The organism is Sphingorhabdus buctiana (assembly GCF_042680825.1).
Classification (GTDB): Bacteria; Pseudomonadota; Alphaproteobacteria; order Sphingomonadales; family Sphingomonadaceae; genus Sphingorhabdus_B; species Sphingorhabdus_B buctiana.
The window spans coordinates 202,099-221,644 of the sequence record NZ_JBHUEL010000002.1; the positions used below are offsets into that span (position 1 = coordinate 202,099).

At 57.3% G+C, this 19,546-nt stretch carries 14 protein-coding genes, 1 tRNA gene and 1 pseudogene; 8 read left to right on the forward strand and 8 right to left on the reverse strand.

Annotation, left to right across the window (positions count from 1 at the left end; genetic code table 11):
- Positions 1-77: 77 nt before the first annotated feature.
- On the reverse strand, positions 78-1,112 hold the full coding sequence (locus ACFSAG_RS01465) for a DUF4424 family protein (protein WP_381510810.1): 1,035 nt from the start codon (positions 1,110-1,112) through the stop codon (positions 78-80).
- 30 nt (positions 1,113-1,142) lie between these two features.
- Here ACFSAG_RS01465 and ACFSAG_RS01470 point away from each other — a divergent pair, with 30 nt between their 5' ends.
- Positions 1,143-2,351 carry a BaiN/RdsA family NAD(P)/FAD-dependent oxidoreductase gene (locus tag ACFSAG_RS01470; protein WP_381510812.1) on the forward strand — a complete coding sequence of 403 codons (1,209 nt, stop codon included), beginning with the start codon at positions 1,143-1,145 and terminating at the stop codon, positions 2,349-2,351.
- A 3-nt stretch (positions 2,352-2,354) separates the two neighbouring features.
- Here the strand turns inward: ACFSAG_RS01470 and typA are convergent, their stop codons facing one another.
- Positions 2,355-4,175, reverse strand: coding sequence for a translational GTPase TypA (gene typA, locus ACFSAG_RS01475; RefSeq protein ID WP_374614745.1), 1,821 nt, complete (start codon positions 4,173-4,175; stop codon positions 2,355-2,357).
- Between the two features lie 87 nt (positions 4,176-4,262).
- On the opposite strand from typA, the gene ACFSAG_RS01480 reads away from it, so the two are divergent.
- The gene (locus tag ACFSAG_RS01480; RefSeq protein ID WP_381510815.1) at positions 4,263-5,231 is read left to right on the forward strand and encodes a bile acid:sodium symporter family protein; all 969 of its coding nucleotides are present in this window, start codon (positions 4,263-4,265) and stop codon (positions 5,229-5,231) included.
- On the opposite strand, the gene ACFSAG_RS01485 is transcribed toward ACFSAG_RS01480, so the two are convergent.
- Both ACFSAG_RS01485 and ACFSAG_RS01490 read right to left on the reverse strand, forming a co-directional pair.
- Positions 5,218-7,728 (reverse strand): ABC transporter permease, encoded by a 2,511-nt coding sequence (locus ACFSAG_RS01485; RefSeq protein WP_381510817.1) that lies wholly within the window; start codon positions 7,726-7,728, stop codon positions 5,218-5,220. The genes ACFSAG_RS01480 and ACFSAG_RS01485 overlap by 14 nt on opposite strands.
- Positions 7,725-8,396 (reverse strand): ABC transporter ATP-binding protein, encoded by a 672-nt coding sequence (locus tag ACFSAG_RS01490; protein WP_374614761.1) that lies wholly within the window; start codon positions 8,394-8,396, stop codon positions 7,725-7,727. Before ACFSAG_RS01490 ends, ACFSAG_RS01485 begins: the two co-directional genes overlap by 4 nt.
- Positions 8,397-8,438: 42 nt before the next feature.
- Between ACFSAG_RS01490 and ACFSAG_RS01495 the strand changes: the two genes are divergently transcribed.
- The 3 genes from ACFSAG_RS01495 to ACFSAG_RS01505 all read left to right on the forward strand — a co-directional run bounded on the left by ACFSAG_RS01495 (position 8,439) and on the right by ACFSAG_RS01505 (position 11,192).
- Positions 8,439-9,131: an arylesterase gene (locus ACFSAG_RS01495; RefSeq protein WP_374614748.1), complete on the forward strand. Its 693-nt coding sequence runs from the start codon at positions 8,439-8,441 to the stop codon at positions 9,129-9,131.
- 114 nt (positions 9,132-9,245) lie between these two features.
- Positions 9,246-10,466, forward strand: coding sequence for a toxic anion resistance protein (locus ACFSAG_RS01500; RefSeq protein WP_381510819.1), 1,221 nt, complete (start codon positions 9,246-9,248; stop codon positions 10,464-10,466).
- A 72-nt stretch (positions 10,467-10,538) separates the two neighbouring features.
- Complete coding sequence (locus ACFSAG_RS01505) at positions 10,539-11,192, forward strand: hypothetical protein (RefSeq protein ID WP_381510820.1); 654 nt, start codon at positions 10,539-10,541, stop codon at positions 11,190-11,192.
- Positions 11,193-11,201: 9 nt separating this feature from the next.
- On the opposite strand, the gene ACFSAG_RS01510 is transcribed toward ACFSAG_RS01505, so the two are convergent.
- Positions 11,202-11,275 (reverse strand) — tRNA-Gln (locus ACFSAG_RS01510).
- Positions 11,276-11,447: 172 nt separating this feature from the next.
- Between ACFSAG_RS01510 and ACFSAG_RS01515 the strand changes: the two genes are divergently transcribed.
- Positions 11,448-12,620, forward strand: coding sequence for a Ppx/GppA phosphatase family protein (locus tag ACFSAG_RS01515; RefSeq protein WP_374614751.1), 1,173 nt, complete (start codon positions 11,448-11,450; stop codon positions 12,618-12,620).
- Positions 12,617-13,303 (forward strand): RlmE family RNA methyltransferase, encoded by a 687-nt coding sequence (locus ACFSAG_RS01520; protein WP_381510824.1) that lies wholly within the window; start codon positions 12,617-12,619, stop codon positions 13,301-13,303. The genes ACFSAG_RS01515 and ACFSAG_RS01520 overlap by 4 nt, the downstream gene beginning before the upstream one ends.
- A gap of 1 nt (position 13,304) precedes the next feature.
- Here ACFSAG_RS01520 and ACFSAG_RS01525 read toward each other — a convergent pair whose 3' ends face one another.
- From ACFSAG_RS01525 to ACFSAG_RS01535, 3 genes are all read right to left on the reverse strand, one after another.
- Positions 13,305-14,117 carry a DsbA family protein gene (locus tag ACFSAG_RS01525; protein ID WP_381510826.1) on the reverse strand — a complete coding sequence of 271 codons (813 nt, stop codon included), beginning with the start codon at positions 14,115-14,117 and terminating at the stop codon, positions 13,305-13,307.
- Positions 14,118-14,166: 49 nt separating this feature from the next.
- A complete protein-coding gene (locus ACFSAG_RS01530) occupies positions 14,167-15,501 on the reverse strand; it encodes a M48 family metalloprotease (RefSeq protein WP_381510828.1) in 1,335 nt (444 codons plus the stop codon).
- Between the two features lie 135 nt (positions 15,502-15,636).
- Complete coding sequence (locus tag ACFSAG_RS01535) at positions 15,637-18,201, reverse strand: Rne/Rng family ribonuclease (protein WP_381510829.1); 2,565 nt, start codon at positions 18,199-18,201, stop codon at positions 15,637-15,639.
- A gap of 608 nt (positions 18,202-18,809) precedes the next feature.
- Here ACFSAG_RS01535 and ACFSAG_RS01540 point away from each other — a divergent pair.
- Positions 18,810-19,532: pseudogene (locus ACFSAG_RS01540) on the forward strand (N-acetylmuramoyl-L-alanine amidase family protein); the annotation flags it as partial.
- Positions 19,533-19,546: the final 14 nt, after the last annotated feature.

Sequence of the window (19,546 nt, forward strand, 5' to 3'; positions counted from 1 at the left end):
CGAAACTGTCATCCAGAAGAACATGATTTGTTTAGCAGACTATCGAAAAAGATGCGAATCGTTCGCAATATGCCTGATTACAAAGCATTAGGGTCGTAAAACTCGGCGATCAGGATATGGATATTATCCGTCGGTTCGAAATTCGACTTGCGCACTTCGAAGCGAGTCGGACTGATCTTCTTCACACCGGTCATGCAGAAACTGAGCAAATTATCGGACTTTTCCTTATCCACCACCAGTCGGAAATCTTTGATAGGCCCTTTCCAGTTCGCACCCGATTTCAGGACATAGTCGAGCCAATGTTCGGTGTAAGCGACGCCATAGTCTTCGCCGCGTGCAGCAGCTTTCTTCTTTTCGGCGTTATAGCGCTTGTCGAAGCCTTTGAGGAACGCAGCATCGATGCAATAATTGGCCTGATATTCAGCAAAATAATCGCTGCCTTTGCGATATTCAGGCGTCAACATTCCGCCTACACTGCCTCCCGCTATCGGCTTATAGCTATGCTCGACAGTAATGGTCTTACCTGCGGGAAAGACTTGCTTGCGTGTCACATGCGCCTGAATCTGCCAGTTGGGTGCGTAATCGTTGCTGTCCGCCTCCTTGCGCAAAAGGCCTTCGGCAACAAAAGCATCTTTCTCGGACTGGCTAAGCCGTTCTGAAAGCTGCTCGCCAAACTCATAGTCCTCCCAATGCTTTATCGGCCAGCCGATTGCCTTCAGGCGCGCTTCTACTCCTTTGGTTTCGGGCCTCCCTGTCAGAGTGACGACTTCAAGATAGCCTAATTCCGCGGGCTTTCCGTCAACCACTGTCTTGAACTGCAATTGCTCACGCCAATCCGAGAAAGAAGGAGCGTCGATATATCGATCGATATTGCCAGGCAGTGGCGGCAGTGGAAAGCTGACCAGCGTCTCCACGTCTTTTGAAGACGTGTTCGTAAATCGATATTTCACTGTCACTAATTGGCGCGACAGGAACAGGTCCTCGCTGTCCATCGATATCACGTCGTTGCGGGTCAGTTCGAGACCCCCAAGGCCGATAGCAGCGCTGCTATCATTTGCGAAAGTTGGAGCTGCTATCGCTCCGAAAGCGAGCAATGCGATAAACTTCTTCATCTATTCTCTATGCCATGCCAAGGGCATGCGATGAAAGCCGGTAATTACGATGCCATTATCTTGGGTGCGGGCGGGGCAGGGCTTATGTGTGCTGCCACGTCCGGGCGACGCGGGCGACGCGTGCTCGTCATCGACCATGCTTCCGGTCCGGGGAAAAAGATCCTAATCTCCGGCGGCGGGCGCTGCAATTTCACCAATGTGAACGCAACAAGCCAGAACGCGCAGGAACGCTATATCTCGGCCAACCCTCATTTCGCCAAATCGGCGCTGGGTCGGTATGAACCGCAGGATTTTATCGATCTGGTGCGCGCGCATGGGATCGCTTTCCACGAAAAGACGCTGGGTCAGCTTTTCTGCGATGGCAGCGCGCGGCAGATTGTCTCCATGCTTATGGATGAATGCGACAAGGCTGTCGCGATGGGCGGTGGTGTCGCTTTCGCTTTCGGGCTCGATGTCCGCGATGTGGGGCATGACGGCACCGGGTTCCGTGTCGCCTATGGCAATCTGTCGGCCAGCGCACCGCGCCTGATTGTTGCCACCGGCGGTCCGAGCATCCCCAAAATGGGCGCGACCGGCTTCGCCTATGATCTGGCGCGGCAGTTCGGTCTGAAAGTAGTCGAACCTCGTCCTGCATTGGTTCCGCTGACTTTGGGCGGTGACGATGTGCTGTTCCGCGAACTTTCCGGCGTGTCGGCAGAGGTTATTGCGAGTGCGGGCAAGACCGCCTTTCGAGAAGCTGCATTGTTCACACATAAAGGGCTGTCAGGTCCGGCGATTTTGCAAGCCAGTAGCTATTGGTCAAATGGCGATCCGATCCAGATCGATTTTATGCCCGATGCCGATGCGGCAGTTTTATTGTCCGAAGCCAAACGTGCCAACCCGCGTGCAACTTTGCGCTCAACGCTGGAAAAGCACTTGCCCGGTCGGCTCGCAGAGGCGCTGGCCGGACAGTTGGCTCTGAACGGCAATCTCGCAGACCAGTCCGACCGCAAACTGGCTGAAGCAGGTGCGCGGCTCGATCGATGGATCTTCCACCCCAATGGCAGCGAAGGCTATGCCAAGGCCGAAGTCACCCGCGGTGGTATCGCCACTGACGGCCTGTCACAAAAGACGCTCGAGGCCAAAACTGTCCCTGGCCTGCATTTCATTGGTGAGGCCGTCGATGTCACCGGCTGGTTAGGAGGGTACAACTTCCAATGGGCCTGGGCGAGTGGGGTAGCAGCAGGGGAGGCGGTTTAAGCTTTAAGCCGCCTCTTTCTTCCGGCTTGCCTTCTTACGCTCATGCGGATCGAGCAGCGCCTTACGAATACGGATATTCTTGGGCGTAACTTCGACCATTTCATCATCGTCGATATAGGCGATGGCTTGCTCCAGCGTCATGATCTTCGGTGGGGTGAGGCGGATTGCGTCATCCTTGCCGGTCGAGCGGAAGTTGGTCAGCTGCTTCGACTTCATCGGGTTGACTTCAAGATCTTCGGGTTTGGCATTTTCGCCGATGATCATGCCTTCATACAGCGCCTCGCCGGGCGATACGAACAATATGCCGCGTTCTTCCAAGGGGCCAAGGGCGTATGCAACTGCTTCGCCATTACCGTTTGAAATCAGTACACCATTTTTCCGGCCTTCGATCGGTCCGCGATAAGGGCCATACTTCTCGAACAGGCGGTTCATGATTCCGGTGCCGCGGGTGTCCGAGAGGAACTCGCCATGATAGCCGATCAGGCCGCGCGAAGGGGCGCTGAAGGTGATGCGTGTCTTGCCGCCGCCCGAGGGGCGCATGTCGGTCATTTCGCCTTTGCGCAGCGCCATTTTCTCAACGACGGTTCCTGCATGTTCATCATCCACATCGATGACGACGGTTTCGTACGGCTCGGTACGGTTGCCGTTTTCGTCTTCGCGGTAGAGCACGCGCGGGCGGCTGATGCCGAGTTCAAAACCTTCGCGGCGCATCGTTTCGATGAGAACGCCGAGCTGGAGTTCGCCGCGTCCTGCGACTTCGAACGAATCCTTGTCTTCGCTTTCGGTCACCTTGATGGCGACATTGGATTCAGCTTCGCGTTCAAGCCGGTCGCGGATCATGCGGCTGGTCACCTTGGTGCCTTCACGGCCCGCCATCGGCGAATCGTTCACGGCAAAACGCATCGACAGCGTCGGCGGATCGATCGGCTGTGCCTGGATCGCTTCGGTAACAGAGGTGTCGGCGATGGTATTCGATACGGTTGCAACCGTCAGGCCGGCGATCGAAATGATGTCGCCCGCGCTGGCTTCGTCGGTCGGAACGCGATCGAGCCCCTGGAAGGTCATGATTTTTGAAGCACGGCCGGTTTCGATAACCTTGCCATCCATATCCAGCGCGTGGATCGGCTGGTTGACCTTGACCGTACCCGATTGGACGCGGCCGGTGAGGATGCGGCCAAGGAAATTGTCACGATCCAGCAGGGTCACGAGGAAGGAGAAGGGCGCGTCGACTTCGAGCGCCGGCGGCGGCACATGTTCGACGATTTTCTGGAACAGCGGCGTCAAAGTGCCTTCGCGCAGGTCCGGATCTTCATTGGCATAGCCGTTGCGGCCCGAGGCATAAAGTACGGGGAAATCCAGCTGTTCGTCAGTCGCGTCCAATGAGACGAACAGGTCGAACACTTCGTCGAGCACTTCCTGGATGCGTTCGTCTGGACGGTCGATCTTGTTGACGACAACGATCGGGCGAAGGCCAAGTTTGAGAGCCTTGCCGGTCACGAATTTCGTCTGCGGCATCGCACCTTCGGATGAATCGACCAGCAGGATGACGCCGTCGACCATCGACAAAATGCGCTCCACTTCGCCGCCAAAGTCGGCGTGGCCCGGGGTGTCGACGATGTTGATGCGCGTGCCTTCCCAAACAACCGAGGTCGGCTTGGCAAGAATCGTGATCCCGCGTTCCTTTTCAAGGTCATTCGAATCCATCGCGCGTTCCTCAACGCGCTGGTTGTCGCGAAACGTTCCGGACTGGCGGAAAAGCTGGTCAACAAGGGTGGTCTTGCCATGATCGACGTGCGCGATGATGGCGATATTACGCAGGGACATTTATTTTGCCTTCTGGGAATGCGGTGCACCGGCACCGTCAATTGGGCGCGCCCTTAGCTTAGTTTGTGCACTGCGGCAAGGATTGCTATGCGCAACGAGATGCTTTCACGATTGATCCCCGACCGTTTTGTCCTGTTATTGCTGGGCGCCGTGCTATTTGGCTGGTTGTTGCCTGTGTCGGGGCAGGGGCTGGAGATCGCACAAGACATCAGCTTCATCAGCATTTTTGCGCTGTTCTTCCTGCACGGCTTGCGCCTGCCTCGCCATGAAGTGGTCAAGGCTGCGCGAAGCTGGAAGGTGCAGGGGGCGATGCTGGCTTTCACTTTTGGGATCATGCCACTCGCTGGCCTTGCCATAGCGATGGGCGCGGGCTGGATGCTTCCAACGGCGCTTGCCACGGGTATCGTCTATTGCGCAATGCTGCCGTCTACGGTGCAATCTGCGATCAGCTATAGCTCGATGGGCGGCGGCAATGTTGCGGGTTCGGTGGTCGGCGCTGCGCTATCAAATCTTGCCGGCATCATTTTGACCCCAGCCATGGTCGCGCTGGCGCTGGGGGCTTCGTCTGGTGTCGCAATCGGCGGCGATACGATCATCCGTATTGCAACGATGCTGTTGCTGCCTTTCGCGCTTGGCCAAATCATGCAGGCCTGGCTTGGTGGTTGGGCGCAGCGGCAAAAAGTGATGCTCTCTTTTTTCGATCGCTTGGTGATTTTGATCGCGGTCTATGTCGCTTTTGCAGGAGCGGTGAATGCGGGCAGTCTCTCTGCACTCGATATGGGAACGATGGCAACATTGTGCGCGCTACTTGGCTTGCTGCTGGTTTTTGCCTTTGCGGGTGCTTGGTTCTTTGGTCGCGTGTTGGGGTTGGACAGAGCCGATCGGATCAGCCTCGTTTTTGCGGGCGCACAGAAAAGTATCGCAACCGGCGCGCCGATGGCGGCGATCCTCTTTGGCAGTTCCGCGGGTTTGATCGTGTTTCCGGCCATCATCTACCACATGGCGCAGCTAATTGTATCAGCGCCACTGGCGACGAGGTTTGCTAGAGGCTCCTGAGTGCTTCCGCTGGGCGCGCTGCAAGTATCGGCAGCGAGCCCAGCATGCCGAGTGCGAATGTCAGTCCAGCACCACCAACCAGCGTCCATGCCAATGCGGCCGGATCAGGCGCGAAGGTAAAATCGAAAATCTCGACAATGACATACCAGCCAGCGCCAAGGCCCAGCACCAAGGCTACGACCCCAAGCACCAACGCCAATATCGCATATTCCATCGCTTGCGCGCCCAAAATCTGTCGACGCGTCGCACCCAACAACTTCATGATGACACTGTCATATATGCGGCTCTGCCGTGCGGCGGCGATGGCGCCGACAAGCACAGCTATACCTGCAAAAATCGCAATAGACGCGGCAGCCGCAATCGCCTGTGCCATTTGCTGTAGCAGAACCGTCACCTGGCTGACGACTTCGCCGACTTCGATTAGCGAGGAGGATGGGAAAGCGGGGGGTATCGACTTGGCCAATTCTCGTTCGGCCTCGGCTGGCACGGTCAAGGTCGCGACCATGCTGTGTGGTGCGGCATCAAAAGTACCTGGGGAGAAGACGAGTGCATAGTTCAGTCCGAAATTCTCCCACTTCACCTCGCGTAACGAAGCAATTTTCGTGGGAATTTCGACGCCCAATACGCTCACCGTCAGGCTGTCGCCCACCCCGATACCAAGCGATTCCGCCACCCGAACATCAAGCGATACCAACGCCGGGCCTTGATAATCTGCGGGCCACCATTCGCCTGCAATGACTTCGCTGCCCTCAGGCACATTGGGGCTGTAGGTCAGCCCGCGATCGCCATTGAGAACCCATGCGCCTTCGGGCAATTCTTCCAATTGATCGACGCGTTGGCCGCCAAATTCGACGATCGTTCCCCGCAAAGACGGGATTAGGTTGATGTCCGCATTGGGTGCTTCGGAACGTACCATGCGGGTGAATTCGGCAGTGCGCTCGCGCGGGATATCAAGCGCGAAAAAGCTCGGCGCGCGTTCGGGGACGCTTTTGCTAATCTCATTGTTAATGCTCGTCTGGATCGCGGCTAGCGTCACAAAAAGCGTAAGGCCAAGACCAAGCGCTATCACCAGTGCCTGAGTGTGCGACCCGGGGCGATGTAGGTTGGTGAGTGCAAGGCGGGGCAGTGGCGCTTTCGGACGCGGCAACAGCAGCGCGATCTTTCGCAACGCCCACGCCAGCAGCGCGAGCAACAAGAGCAATGCAAAGGCCGCGCCGATGAAACCTAAAGAGAAGATCGGCTCTCGCGCCGTGCCGACCGCCAGCGCAACAATCGCGGCTATGCTGGCTGTAACCGATATCGCCGTACGCCTGTCGATCCGACGGCCTCCCTCGACCACGGAACGGAAAAGACCGGCTGCCGGTACGGTGCGCGCGCGCGCTAGCGGTGGAAGGGCGAAGGCGAAAGCGATCAATAGCCCGTAAACCGCGCTGACCAGCAAGGGGAGGGGATGCAACGAAAATCCAGGAGCCACAGGCAGAATATCGCCCGCAACCCAGCCTATGGCCATCGGCATCACGCTTCCTACGGCAAGCCCGACCAGGATAGCTGCAATTGCCACTGCGAAGATTTGCAGCATGTATATGCGGAAGATGGTGCCGCTATCGGCACCGGTTACTTTTAATGTCGCAATGCCCGCTCGCTTGCTTTCCAGATAGCTGCCGACGCCATTGCCGACGCCTATCCCTGCGATCACAAGCGATGCCAGCCCCACCAAAGTCAGGAACTGACCCATGCGTTCGATAAAGCGCCTCGTTCCTGGCGCCCCGTTCGAACGATCGGTGATATCCCATCCGGCAGAAGGGAATTGCGCTTCGAGTGATTTTGCAATCGCTTCGGGATCCGCACTTGTGGGCAGCTTGATGCGGTATTTGCTTTCGAACATGCTGCCCGGCTGGATGAGTTTGGTATCTTCTAGCGATGCGGAGGATACAAGCGCCACCGGCCCAAGCGTGAAACCTTCGCCGAGCCGATCCGGTTCTTCGGCAATGATGCCCGCAACCTTGAAACTGGCCTCGCCAAATCGGACCGTACCGCCTGTCGAAAGATTAAAGCGGTCTGCGAGGGTTTCGCCGATGTAAATCTGGCCGCGCGCGGGCGCAGTGGCGGGTGCATCCGTGCCCTTCAGCCTCAACGTGCCATAGAGCGGATAGGCATCATCGATGGATTTCAGTTCGGCGAGTACGCTGTCACTGCCTGTGGGGCCAATAGCCATGGCGCGGAGGCGCACTGTTTTGGATACTGTTCCTGCCTCAGCAAAAGCTTTGCGTTCAGCCTCGCTGGCTTCGCGCTGGGCGATGCCAATTTCTATGTCTCCGCCCAATATGGTCTGGCCGCGCCTTGAAAGTTCTTCGGTGATGCCTGCTGTCAGGCTGCCAATTGCCGCCAAGGTAGCGACACCGAGAAAGAGGCAGACGGCGAGTAGCCTTAGGCCGCGGATGCGCGCAGACAGATCGCGGCGGGCGATGCGCCATATAGCCGACAGCGACAGGCTCAAGCCACGCTCTCCACCACATGGCCATCCTGCATCGTGACGATGCGATCACAACGCGCGGCGAGTGCAGGATCGTGAGTGATGATTAGGAGCGTCGCGCCGAGTGCTGCCCGCCGTTCAAACAGCAGGTCGATAATCGACGATCCGGTTGAACCGTCGAGGTTGCCGGTGGGTTCATCGGCAAAGATGATGCTGGGCGCGGCAGCCATGGCGCGGGCAATGGCTACACGCTGCTGCTCACCACCCGAAAGTTGCGATGGATAATGCGTGAGCCGATGCCCCAGGCCGACGCCTTCCAGTTCCTTTGCCGCGCGTCCGAACGGATCGTCTATTCCCGCCAGTTCCATCGGCACCGCGACATTTTCAAGCGCAGTCATGGTGGGAAGGAGGTGGAAGGCTTGCAGCACGATACCGATGCGTCCACGCCGTGCACGGGCCAGTTCGTCTTCATCCAGCTTCGTAAAATCCAGCCCGTCGACCATTACAGTGCCGCCGCTAGCCCGCTCAAGGCCAGCCAGGACCGCCATCAGGGAGCTTTTTCCCGAACCCGATGGTCCTAAAAGGGCGATGCTGATCCCGTAAGGAACCTCGAGGTCGACCCCGCGTAAAATAGAAACAGGCGCATCGTCGGCACCAAGCGTAAGGATGACATTCGACGCCCGTATCGCCATATCGGGCGTGTTGGTTTGCGTGGTGGACAAGGAGAGTTCCTTATGAAGACGAATTTTGCCTTATATGGTGTGGCTTTACTGCTTGTCCAAGCCCTGTCTGGATGCGGGTCTTCACCTGTAACTGCGCCAAAGGAAGAAACGGCCCAAACTGCGACGGTAAAGGCCGAAGCCGCGCAATATGACAAGCTCGTCGTCGCTTTCGGCGACAGCCTTTATGCGGGGTATCGACTTGCGCCAAATGAAGGCCTTGCCCCACAACTCCAGGATGCACTTCAAAAGGCAGGGATTAATGCGCGTGTGCATAATGCCGGTGTGTCGGGGGATACCACCGGTGCAGGAAAACAGCGGCTGACATTTGTCCTCGATAATCTGGAGAAGAAGCCCGATTTGGTCGTGTTGGGACTGGGCGGCAACGATATGCTGCGCGGTATCCAGCCCAAGGAAACCGAGGCCAATCTAACGGCAATGCTTGAAGAATTGAAGAAGCGCGACATTGATGTGGTGCTTACTGGCATGCTCGCTGCGCCAAATCTGGGGGCGGATTATGCCAATGCCTTCAACCCCATTTTCCCCAAATTGGCGAAGCAATATGGCGCGCCGCTTTATCCCTTTTTCCTCGATGGAGTGGTCGCAGATCCCAAGCTGATGTTGCCCGACAATATCCATCCCAACGCCGAAGGTGTGGCGAAGGTCGTCGATGGCCTTTCACCGCTCGTCGAAAAGGCGCTCAAGTGATCGAAAGCAGACTGTATTAAAAAAATAACACACCTTCGACCGGATTCGCTTGAAATCGTTCTAACTGCGTTCCATTTATTCCATAATATTACCGCTTGAGGAGGATCGACCCCCATGTCGACCAATGCATCGACCGAAACACTCACCGCTACCGAGACGGAACTGAAGCTAACCCCGCCCGATCCTGTGCCGCCCATTGCGGCCGAGAAGGCTGTCGGGCTGGTACCGGTGGAAGATGAGGTGAAAAGCAAGCTTGCCGAAAAGGTGGAGGGCTATATCGCTGACCTGCTTGCGCAGGATGTGAACAGTCCTGAATTTGGCAAGCGCGTCGACCAGTTGACCAATATGGGCCGCAAGGAAATCATGGAAGCGGCAGGGCAATCCAACCGCTTTCTCGATCGCCCAATCCGCCAGATGGACGAAACCAGCGGTGTAGGCGCAGACCTTGCTGAACTGCGACGGACGGTTGAGGATCTTGACCCTTCTAAGCGCGGCAACCTGACGACCAAGCAGAAGCTGTTTGGCATCATCCCTTGGGGCAACAAGCTGCGCAACTATTTCGACAGCTACCAAAGCGCGCAGGGACATATCAGCTCGATTCTTGGCCGCCTTGCCAACGGCAAGGACGAGTTGCTGATGGACAATGCCGCTATCGACGTCGAGCGGCAAAACCTTTGGAAGGCGATGGGCAAGCTGGAGCAGATGATCCTCATCTCCAAGCAGCTTGACGGAAGGCTGGAAGAAAAGGCTGCGGAACTTGAGCTTTCAGACCCTGCCAAGGCAAAGGCAATTCGCGAAACCGCGCTGTTTTACGTCCGCCAGCGCCATCAGGACCTGCTGACCCAGATGGCGGTCACGGTGCAGGGCTATCTGGCGATGGACCTGGTCAAGAAGAACAATATTGAGCTGGTGAAGGGTGTCGACCGTGCGTCAACAACCACCGTAGGCGCGCTGCGCACGGCGGTTACGGTGGCGCAGGCGATGACCAACCAGCGGCTGGTTTTGGGCCAGATCTCCGCGCTCAACACCACCACAGCGAACATCATCGACAGCACCGGCAAATTGCTGCGCGAAAACACTGCAGCCATTCATGAGCAGGCATCTGCCTCTACTATTCCGCTCGAAACGCTCAGCCGCGCATTCCAGAATATCTATGATACGATGGATGCGATCGATACGTTCAAGGTCAAGGCGCTTGAGAGCATGAAGCAAACCTCCGAGGCGCTTGAGAAAGAAGTCGAGAAGTCCAAGGGTTATATCGCCCGCGCCGAGGGCCAGGCGCAAGCCAAGGCCAGTGCGCCGGAAACCAACCTTTTAAGCGCATTGGAGGCGTAAGAATTGGCAAGTCCGGCCTCGCAATCCGATGAAATACTTGATGGCGCGCGACGCTCACTAAAGCGTGTGCGGATGGGGCCGCCTATCGGAATGAAGTCCCGCGCGCTTCGCCGGGCCCATTTCTATGGAAAACTGGCACGAGCAGGAATCGCGGTCGGTGCCTTGCTGATCGGGGCCGGAATCATCGGCGCTATCATCGATGGCATCGGTTTCTGGGGAGTGATGATTACCGGCGCTCTTGGTGCTGCAGCTATTTACGCGCTGATGCGCTATCCCGAAATGCCGATGCCGACCGTGGAGACGCTGCGGCAAACCGATCTTGCAACATTGGCCGGAAAAACCGAAATCTGGCTTGAGGCGCAGCGCGCTGCTCTGCCTGCACCAGCGATCCCGGTGGTGCAGAATATCGGCTTGCGGCTGGATGCTCTCGCCCCGCAGCTTCAGACACTGGCGGAAACCGACCCGGCATCGCGTGAGGTGCGCAAGTTGGTGGGAGAACATCTGCCCGAACTGATCAACGGCTATCGGCGTATCCCGGAAACGCTGCGGCGGCAGGACAATGGCGGTAAGACCCCTGAACAGCAACTGGTCGATGGATTGAAGCGGATCGACCGCGAGATCGAAACCATGACCGGGCAGATTGCCAGGGGCGAACTCGACAAGCTGGCGACACGCGAACGCTTCCTCGAAATCCGCTATGACGGGGCGAGTGAAACCGCTCAGTAATTTGGGAAATGGTTCCCCGGTAAGGATTCGAACCTCAATAGACGGAGTCAGAGTCCGTAGTCTTACCGTTAGACGACCGGGGAATGTGGGGTGCGCCATTAGGCCGGAGCGGGCCTGCTGTCAATCAGGTGACAGCCGCTTTTTTGAGGGCTTTTGCCTATTCTCTTGAAAAAACCGTCGCTTCGGTATAGCTCGGTCCTCAAGTACCGGGCGGCATTTCCCGCTATCGGATAAAAGATAAGAGAAGATTCGGCCATGGGCGATCCAATCGCACCATCGCCGCAAAAAGGCGGACGGGGCAAAGGTGCCCGGAAAAAGGGCCCAAACCGTCGAAAGTCCGCCGATGCGGCTACAGGAGGAGGAGCCTCGCGGGAAAACAACGCGAAGCAGGCTCCCAAATTTTCGCACGAAAACCGATTTGGTGACCAATCCGGTCGTGGCGGCTGGCTTGGGCGCACGGCTTATGCTGCGCTCGATCTTGGTACCAACAATTGCCGTTTGTTGATTGCTCGCGCTTCCAATGACGGGTTTACGGTAGTTGATGCTTTTTCGCGTGTGGTCCGGCTCGGCGAAGGTTTGGCTTCGACCGGCAAGATGAGCGAAGAGGCAATGGACCGCGCGATCGAGGCACTCTCGGTTTGCGCCGACAAGCTGAAGCGCCGCAATGTCGTGTTGGCACGATCGGTCGCCACCGAAGCATGCCGGCAGGCGTTGAATGGCACCCAGTTCATCGAGCGGGTGAAGCAGGAAACCGGCATCATGCTCGATGTCATCAGCCCAAAAGAAGAAGCGCGGCTGGCGGTTATGGGCTGCCACGCGCTGCTCGAGCCCGGCGAGGGGCCTGCGCTGATTTTCGATATTGGTGGCGGATCGACCGAGCTGGTGCTGGTATCGACCGACGGAATTGTCCCCGAAATCCTCGATTGGGCGAGTGTTCCCTGGGGCGTCGTCTCCCTGACCGAGAGCGAGCCCCTGGACGGTGAAGATGATGCCGCGCTGGCCGACGCCTATCACCGGATGCGGACCAAGGTCAGCAATGCCTTCGCCGAATTTGCAGCGCGCTTACCAGTCGGGCAGGGGGATCACCGCCTACTCGGTACTTCGGGTACTGTGACAACACTGGCCAGCGTGTATCTGAAACTGCAATCCTACGATCGCAAGCAGATCGATGGACTGCACCTGCCAACCTCCGCCATGCGCGAAATCAGCCAGACATTGGCTGCGCTGCCGCCTTCTGGCCGGGCAAAGTTCCCGACGATCGGGCATGAGCGTTCCGATCTCGTTGTGGCTGGTTGTGCGATATTGGAAACCATCTTCGATATCTGGCCGGGCGAGCGCTTGGGTGTTGCCGATCGAGGTATCCGCGAAGGCATATTACGCGCATTGATGGCAAGCGACGCGAAGCGTCGCGGCAAGCGCCCCGCATGACGAAATTCACTTTTGGCGGCAATCGCTCTGGCCGAAGCACAACTGGCAAGGAAAGGGTCAAAACCGCCAAGCGGCGCAGTCCGCAATCGGCGCGCTGGCTCGAACGGCAACTCAACGATCCTTATGTAAAGCGCGCGCAGAGCGAGGGCTATCGCAGCCGAGCGGCGTATAAGCTGGTCGAACTGGACGAGAAATTCCATTTCCTAAAAGGCAAGAAGGCCGTTATCGACCTTGGCATTGCGCCTGGTGGCTGGGCGCAGGTCGTTCGACGCAGGCTGCCAAAGGCGAAGATTTCCGGCATCGATCTCCTCCCGGTGGATCCCATCGAGGGCGTGACGCTGTTCGAAATGGATTTCATGGACGATCGAGCCCCTGACTTGCTGGTGGAGGCGCTAGGGCAAGCGCCTGACCTTGTCATCTCAGACATGGCGGCCAACACCGTCGGTCACAAACAAACCGATCACCTGCGCACTATGGGGCTCGTGGAGGCTGCGGCGCATTTTGCCGTTGAGATGCTGCAGCCGGGTGGTGATTTTGTCGCAAAGGTTTTTGCCGGCGGAACCGACCCTGAATTGCTCAATCTGCTCAAATCAAATTTCGCTACCGTGAAGCATGCAAAGCCGCCGGCAAGTCGCAAGGGTTCAGTCGAATGGTATGTGGTGGCGCAAGGTAAAAAGGGCTGAATCAGCCCTTTTTGCGCGCCCGGTCCACCGCCGCCTTCAGCGCATCATAACCCAAGGCACCTTCGAGCATTTGATCGCCGATGATGAAGGTGGGAGTGCCTGAAAAGCCGATTTGCTGCATCATCGAAAGATTACGTTCAATCTCCGCATTCACTTCCTCCGATGCCGCATCCTTGGCGGCACGCGCCATGTCGAGTCCGGCACGGCGTGCGGCTGCAGTAATGGTCTGCTCATTGGCAGGACCCGCAGCAAACATGGCATCATGGAATGCCTTGTGCTTACCCTGCTTGGCCGCAGCCAAGGCCCAGCGGGCAGCGTCGCGGCTGGTGGGCGAAAGGATCGGCAATTCGCGATAGACGATGCGAACGTCCTTTTCGCTTGCCATCAAACGGTTGAGATCGGCCACGCTGGAACGACAGAAGCCGCAGTTATAGTCGGTGAATTCGACCACTGTGATGCTGCCTTTGGGATTGCCACCGACCGCTCCCGGGAATGGCGTGGTCAACGCGTTGCCTGCCGAACCCATCCGCTTGGCCATTTCCCGCTTTTGGAGGATTTCAACGGCTTCGGTGATGATTTCCGGATTTTCGAGAATATAGGCGCGAACGATGGCTTCGGTTGCGGCACGCTCTGTCTTGCTGATGCCCGCCGCAGAAATCGCTTTTTCAGCATCGGCAGCAGCATAGGCTGCTTTGTCTCCGCGTTCGACCTCTTCCTTGTCCGTAAAGAAATATAATCCCGCGCCTAGCAGCATCAAGGCGGCGATTAAGGCAAATATCAGGGGAAGGCGGGCGTTTGTCTGTGACTGATCCATTTTTGCGGCGTAGCGTGTTTGTCAGTTTCGGGCCAGAGGATTAACCCCGTTAGCGCTTTCGCTTTTCCAGTTTCTGCACCTGGGCTTCGGCCACCAATTTCACATCCTGCGCCCTGATCCAGTCTTGCGAATATTCGGGTAACCCTGCCATGGCTGTTGCGGCATTGGGCAGGGCAAGCTGCGGAGCGCCCTCCATCAAATAGCGTTCTGCACTGGCGAGCGCCGCACGCGGCTCGTCACCCAACGCCTGATAGACAACGCCAAGCTGGTACCATGCGAACGGATTATTGTTGTCCTTCGCCACTGCAGCTTTCAGAACTCGCTCAGCCTCCGCCAGATTGGCTTTGTCCTCCGTTGCGATTAACGCATGCCCAAAAACCGCCGCGATCAGTGGCTGGTTTCCGGTTATGTCGACCGCCTTACGCAGCGACGCCAGGGCTTCATCTGGCTTTCCCGATTCAAGCAGGATCTGCCCATGCAATTCTAGGAAATAGGGGTCGTTGGGATTCTTCGCGACGAGGCTGTTCGCCTCCGCCATCGCTTTTTCTGGATAGGCGGCTTTGTGCCACGCGTAAGCGCGGGCGTAATGCCCTGCTATGGATTTGTCGGTTTCGGGATAGTCGCGCAGTGTTGCATTCGGATCGGCGATATAGCCTTGCAGCTTCGCCTTCACGCGCTTGAAATCCGCTTCCCATTTGGGGTTCAGGGGTGCGTTCCACGCTGGATCGGCCTTGTAAGTGTCTTCCAGCACCGTAATGCGTTCGCCCGAAAGCGGGTGGGTGCGGTCATAACTGTCAACCTGGGGGATACCGAGACGGAATTCGTAATTTTGCAGCTTCTTGAAGAAGTTGATAGAACCACGACCTGAGATGCCCGCCGCCGAGAGGTAGCGCGCGCCTGATGCATCGGCGACGCTTTCCTGAACGCGGCTGAAGGCAAGGAATTTGCCCAGCGCTGCCTGTTGGCCTGCAGCCATGATTCCCATCCCGGCTTCTCCGGCACCAGCGGCGATGGCGGCTGCAGCGAGTATCAGGCTCGCGATGGAGATCGAGCCAGCTTTTTCCAACCCTTCACTGTAGCGGATGACATGGCCACCCTCGATATGACCAAGTTCGTGCGCGATGACACCCTGGACCTCATTTGCGGTGGATGCGGCATGTATCAGTCCGCTGTGAAGATAAACCGTTTGGCCGCCCGCGACGAACGCGTTGATCGATTTGTCGTTGATCAGGACGATATCGACATTTGACGGATTTAGGCCTGAAGCGCGTATCAGCGGTTCGGAGATTTCATCGAAAAAGGCTTCGGTTTCGGCATCGCGCAATATCGATTGGGCATGCGCTGGCTGGATGCAAAGTGTGAATGCAGCCAATGCCGCTGCCATTTTAGACAGGAATTTAAAAAATTGCTCACCCTGAAACATGCTCATGCGATGCATCGATCCAAATGAATGGGTGATGAAGCCGGAACCAGCCCGACCCGATCGGTCTGCATGATCGATCGGGTCAGGATTGGTAACTTAGCCAAAAGTGCGTTGCCACCATCCGCGACGTGGACCGTCGCCTGACGGGTCTTCATCCCCCGCGTCGGTGCTTGCATCTTCTTGGGTTTCGGTTTTTTTGCTGCTGCGGCGCGGCTTTTTTGCCGGAGCTGGCGCTACTTCGTCCGCGCTTTCAGCGGCATCGTCCGCTTTCGCTTTGGGTTTGCGACGGGACTTTGGCTTTTCCTCTGCGGGTGCTTCGGCCGGCTCCACGATTTCGGCAGCGACTTCGACCTCTGCGGTTTTAGCCTTGCGGCTCGCGCGCTTGGGCTTTGCAGGTGCGGCTTCAGTCTGTTCGGCTTCGGCTGCTATAACAGGCTCGCTTTCGGTCGCTGTCTCGGCCTCTGCCGGAGCGTCGGTTTCAGCCGTTTTGCGGCGACTACCACGTGCACGACGGGGTTTGCGAGCCGGTTCGGCATCAGTAGCAGCTTCATCGTCGCCGGCAGCAGCTTCTGAGCTTGTTTCTGCAGCTTCGTTTTCTGCGTTCTCTTCTGATGGCGAACCTTGATCTTCACGATCCCGATTGCGACCGCCCCGGCGACCACGCCGACGGCGCTTGCGGCGTCCGTTACGGTCTTCACGTGCATTTTCTTCCGAACGCTCTTCGGCTTCTTCGACTTCAGCTTCGTCTTCTACATCCTCGAAATCGTCGTCATCGTCCAAGTCGACAATCGGTTCCGGGATCGCCGGGCGCTCGGGGCGAGGACCGCTTGCCGTCACTGTCATCTTCGCGCCTTCGGTTTCGCCATTGGGCAAAACTTCGACACGAACATGGTACCGGTCTTCGATCTCGGCAAGCTCTGCGCGCTTGTTGTTTAGGATGTAGATGGTGGCTTCCTGGCTCGCTTGCAGCGAAATCTGGCTGCCATGGCCGCGCGCAGCTTCTTCTTCGATCAGGCGCAAGGCCGAAAGTGCCGAAGATGATGCGGTACGTACGAGACCAGTACCTTCGCAATGCGGGCAAACACGGGTGGATGCTTCGAGCACACCGGTACGCAGGCGTTGGCGGCTCATTTCCATCAGGCCAAAGCTGGAAATCCGGCCTACCTGGATGCGCGCGCGGTCGTTCTTCAGCGCTTCCTTCATCGCCCGCTCAACCTTGCGGGCGTTCGAATGGTGATCCATGTCAATGAAGTCGATGACTACCAGGCCTGCCATGTCGCGCAAGCGCAACTGGCGGGCAATTTCGCGGGCTGCTTCGAGGTTCGTACTGAGCGCAGTTTGCTCGATGCCATGTTCCTTGGTCGAACGGCCCGAGTTGATATCAATCGAAACCAGCGCTTCAGTAGGGTTAATAACGATGTAACCGCCTGATTTCAGCTGGACGACCGGGTTGTACATCGCGTTCAACTGATCTTCGACGCCATAGCGCTGGAACAGCGAGACCGGGTCGGAATAATGCTGCACCCGCTTCGCATGGCTGGGCATCAGCAGCTTCATGAAATCCTTGGCTGCCTTATATCCTTCGGCACCTTCAACGAGCACGTCGTCGATATCCTTGTTGTAGATATCGCGGATAGCGCGCTTCACGAGATCGCTATCCGAATGGATCAGCATCGGCGCGCTGCCCTTCAACGTGCGCTCACGAATTTCGTCCCACAAACGAGCGAGATAATCGAAGTCGCGCTTGATTTCGGGTTTGGTGCGGGCAAGGCCAGCTGTGCGGATGATGCAACCCATCGTCGAGGGAAGCTTAAGGTCGGAAATGATGGATTTGAGACGCTTGCGATCCGACGCGCTTGAAATCTTTCGGCTGATCCCGCCACCATGGCTGGTGTTGGGCATCAACACGCAATAACGACCTGCAAGGCTGAGATAGGTGGTCAGCGCAGCGCCCTTGTTGCCCCGTTCTTCCTTGACGACCTGGACCAAGAGCACCTGGCGCCGATGGATAACGTCCTGGATTTTGTAGCGACGGCGCAAGTTGAGGCGCTTAGCGCGCATCTCATCGCTTGCTTTGGGAGCATTGGACTTGCCACCACGTCCACGCCGACGGCGACCGCGGCGGTCATTGCGGTTTTCCTCTTCTTCATCCGAAGAGGTTTCACGCTCACCATCGTCCTCGGTATTTTCATCACCATTGGCTTCGAGGTCAGGCTCTTCGCCCTCGCTGATGTCGATGGTGTCGATGCGATCATCGCTTTCGACTTCGATGAAATCGGGGTCTTCTTCGTCATGCGCTTCGGAGCGCATGATGCCTGAGGGTTCGTCTTCCTCAGCTTCTTCCTGCTCGCGCAGTTTCGCTTCTTCGGCTGCCGCAGCGGCTTCTTCAGCCAGCAGGCGTTCGCGATCCTCTTTCGGGATCTGGTAATAATCCGGGTGGATTTCGCTGAAGGCAAGGAAACCGTGCCGATTGCCACCATAATCGACGAACGCCGCTTGCAGCGACGGCTCTACGCGGGTGACCTTGGCTAGATAAATATTGCCTTTGAGTTGCTTATGTTCTGCAGACTCAAAGTCGAATTCCTCAATCGTGTTCCCTTTTACGACGGCAACGCGGGTTTCCTCCCGGTGGCGCGCGTCGATTAGCATGCGCGTTTTCATTATAATTTCTCCGCGCCTCCCATTGCTCTGCATCAAGCGAGCTGCGGGGGGCGATATTTGCTGAAAGATGTCCGGCGCCGGTCGCAAATGGGGAAGCCCCAAATGCAACATAGCTGGCCGGGAAATGTACGAATGTGTCTGCTGCAAGGGCACCGCGGGCGCAATTCGCGCGGGCGTAATTTCCTGCCAACGCACCGGGCCCATTCGGGACGGTGGAAGGGGAAATTTCATGCCACATGCAACATCAACCTGTTTTATGCCGAAAAGTCAGTTGGTTCGGCGTCTTGGGGGTCGTATCCAGTAAAGAATAACAGACCGTGAATGACTGCTAGCACCCCGCTTACGCAGGGGCAAGTGGCGGTATCGAAAAATTCCCTCGACCCAAGGTCCAAATTTGCGCAAAAGTCATGCACATGTTGTTCGGCGCTTTCATTGCGATATCGATTGCCATTACGCCGCCGTCATCAGCAGGCGCCATGGCTTCGAGCCCTCTATTCCAGAATTTTGCCGGATCATTCCTGTCGCAGATTCTGGCCTGGTTTCGGCCAGAACCGCGCAAGAGCCGGTACCAGGTTTCCGGGGAGATAGGAAAAGGGGACCAGAGAGGCTTACCGCAAATTGCCGGCCCTGCAGATGCGAGGCTGCCCTTGATCGTAATCGATGCAGGGCATGGCGGTCATGATCCAGGGGCGATCAATTCAGTATCGGGTACCCGCGAAAAGGATGTGACGCTAGGGCTGGCGCGCGCCATCCGCGCTGAATTGGTTGAAACTGGCAGGGTTCGGGTAGCGCTGACGCGCGACGTTGATCGATATCTGGTTTTGCAGGATCGTTACGAAATCGCCCGCAAACTGAAGGCCAGTCTCTTTATCTCGATCCATGCCGATGCCGCCGAAAACACCGAGGCCAGGGGAGGGACGGTCTACACGCTTTCAGAAGTAGCTTCAGACCGCGAGGCGCAACGCCTGGCAGCCCGCGAGAACCGCGCCGACATCATCAATGGCGTTAATCTTGGTGGTGAGGATAAGGAAGTCTCCTCCATATTGATCGATTTGACTCAACGCGAAACGATGGGTGTTGCGGCCAGTTTCGCAAAATTGCTGATCCGCGAAGCTCAGCCCAAAATGATTCTGCGCGAAAAGCCGCACAAATTTGCTTCCTTCATCGTTCTGAAAGCGCCGGATATGCCATCCGTGCTTTTCGAGACCGGGTATATCAGCAATGTCGATGACGCGGATTTCCTGTCGTCGGCCGAAGGTCAGCAAAAAGTAGCGCGTGCAGTCACCAGCGCCGTCCAGGCGCATTTTGCCCGCCGGTTGGCGCGCAATTGACAGCGAAATAGCTT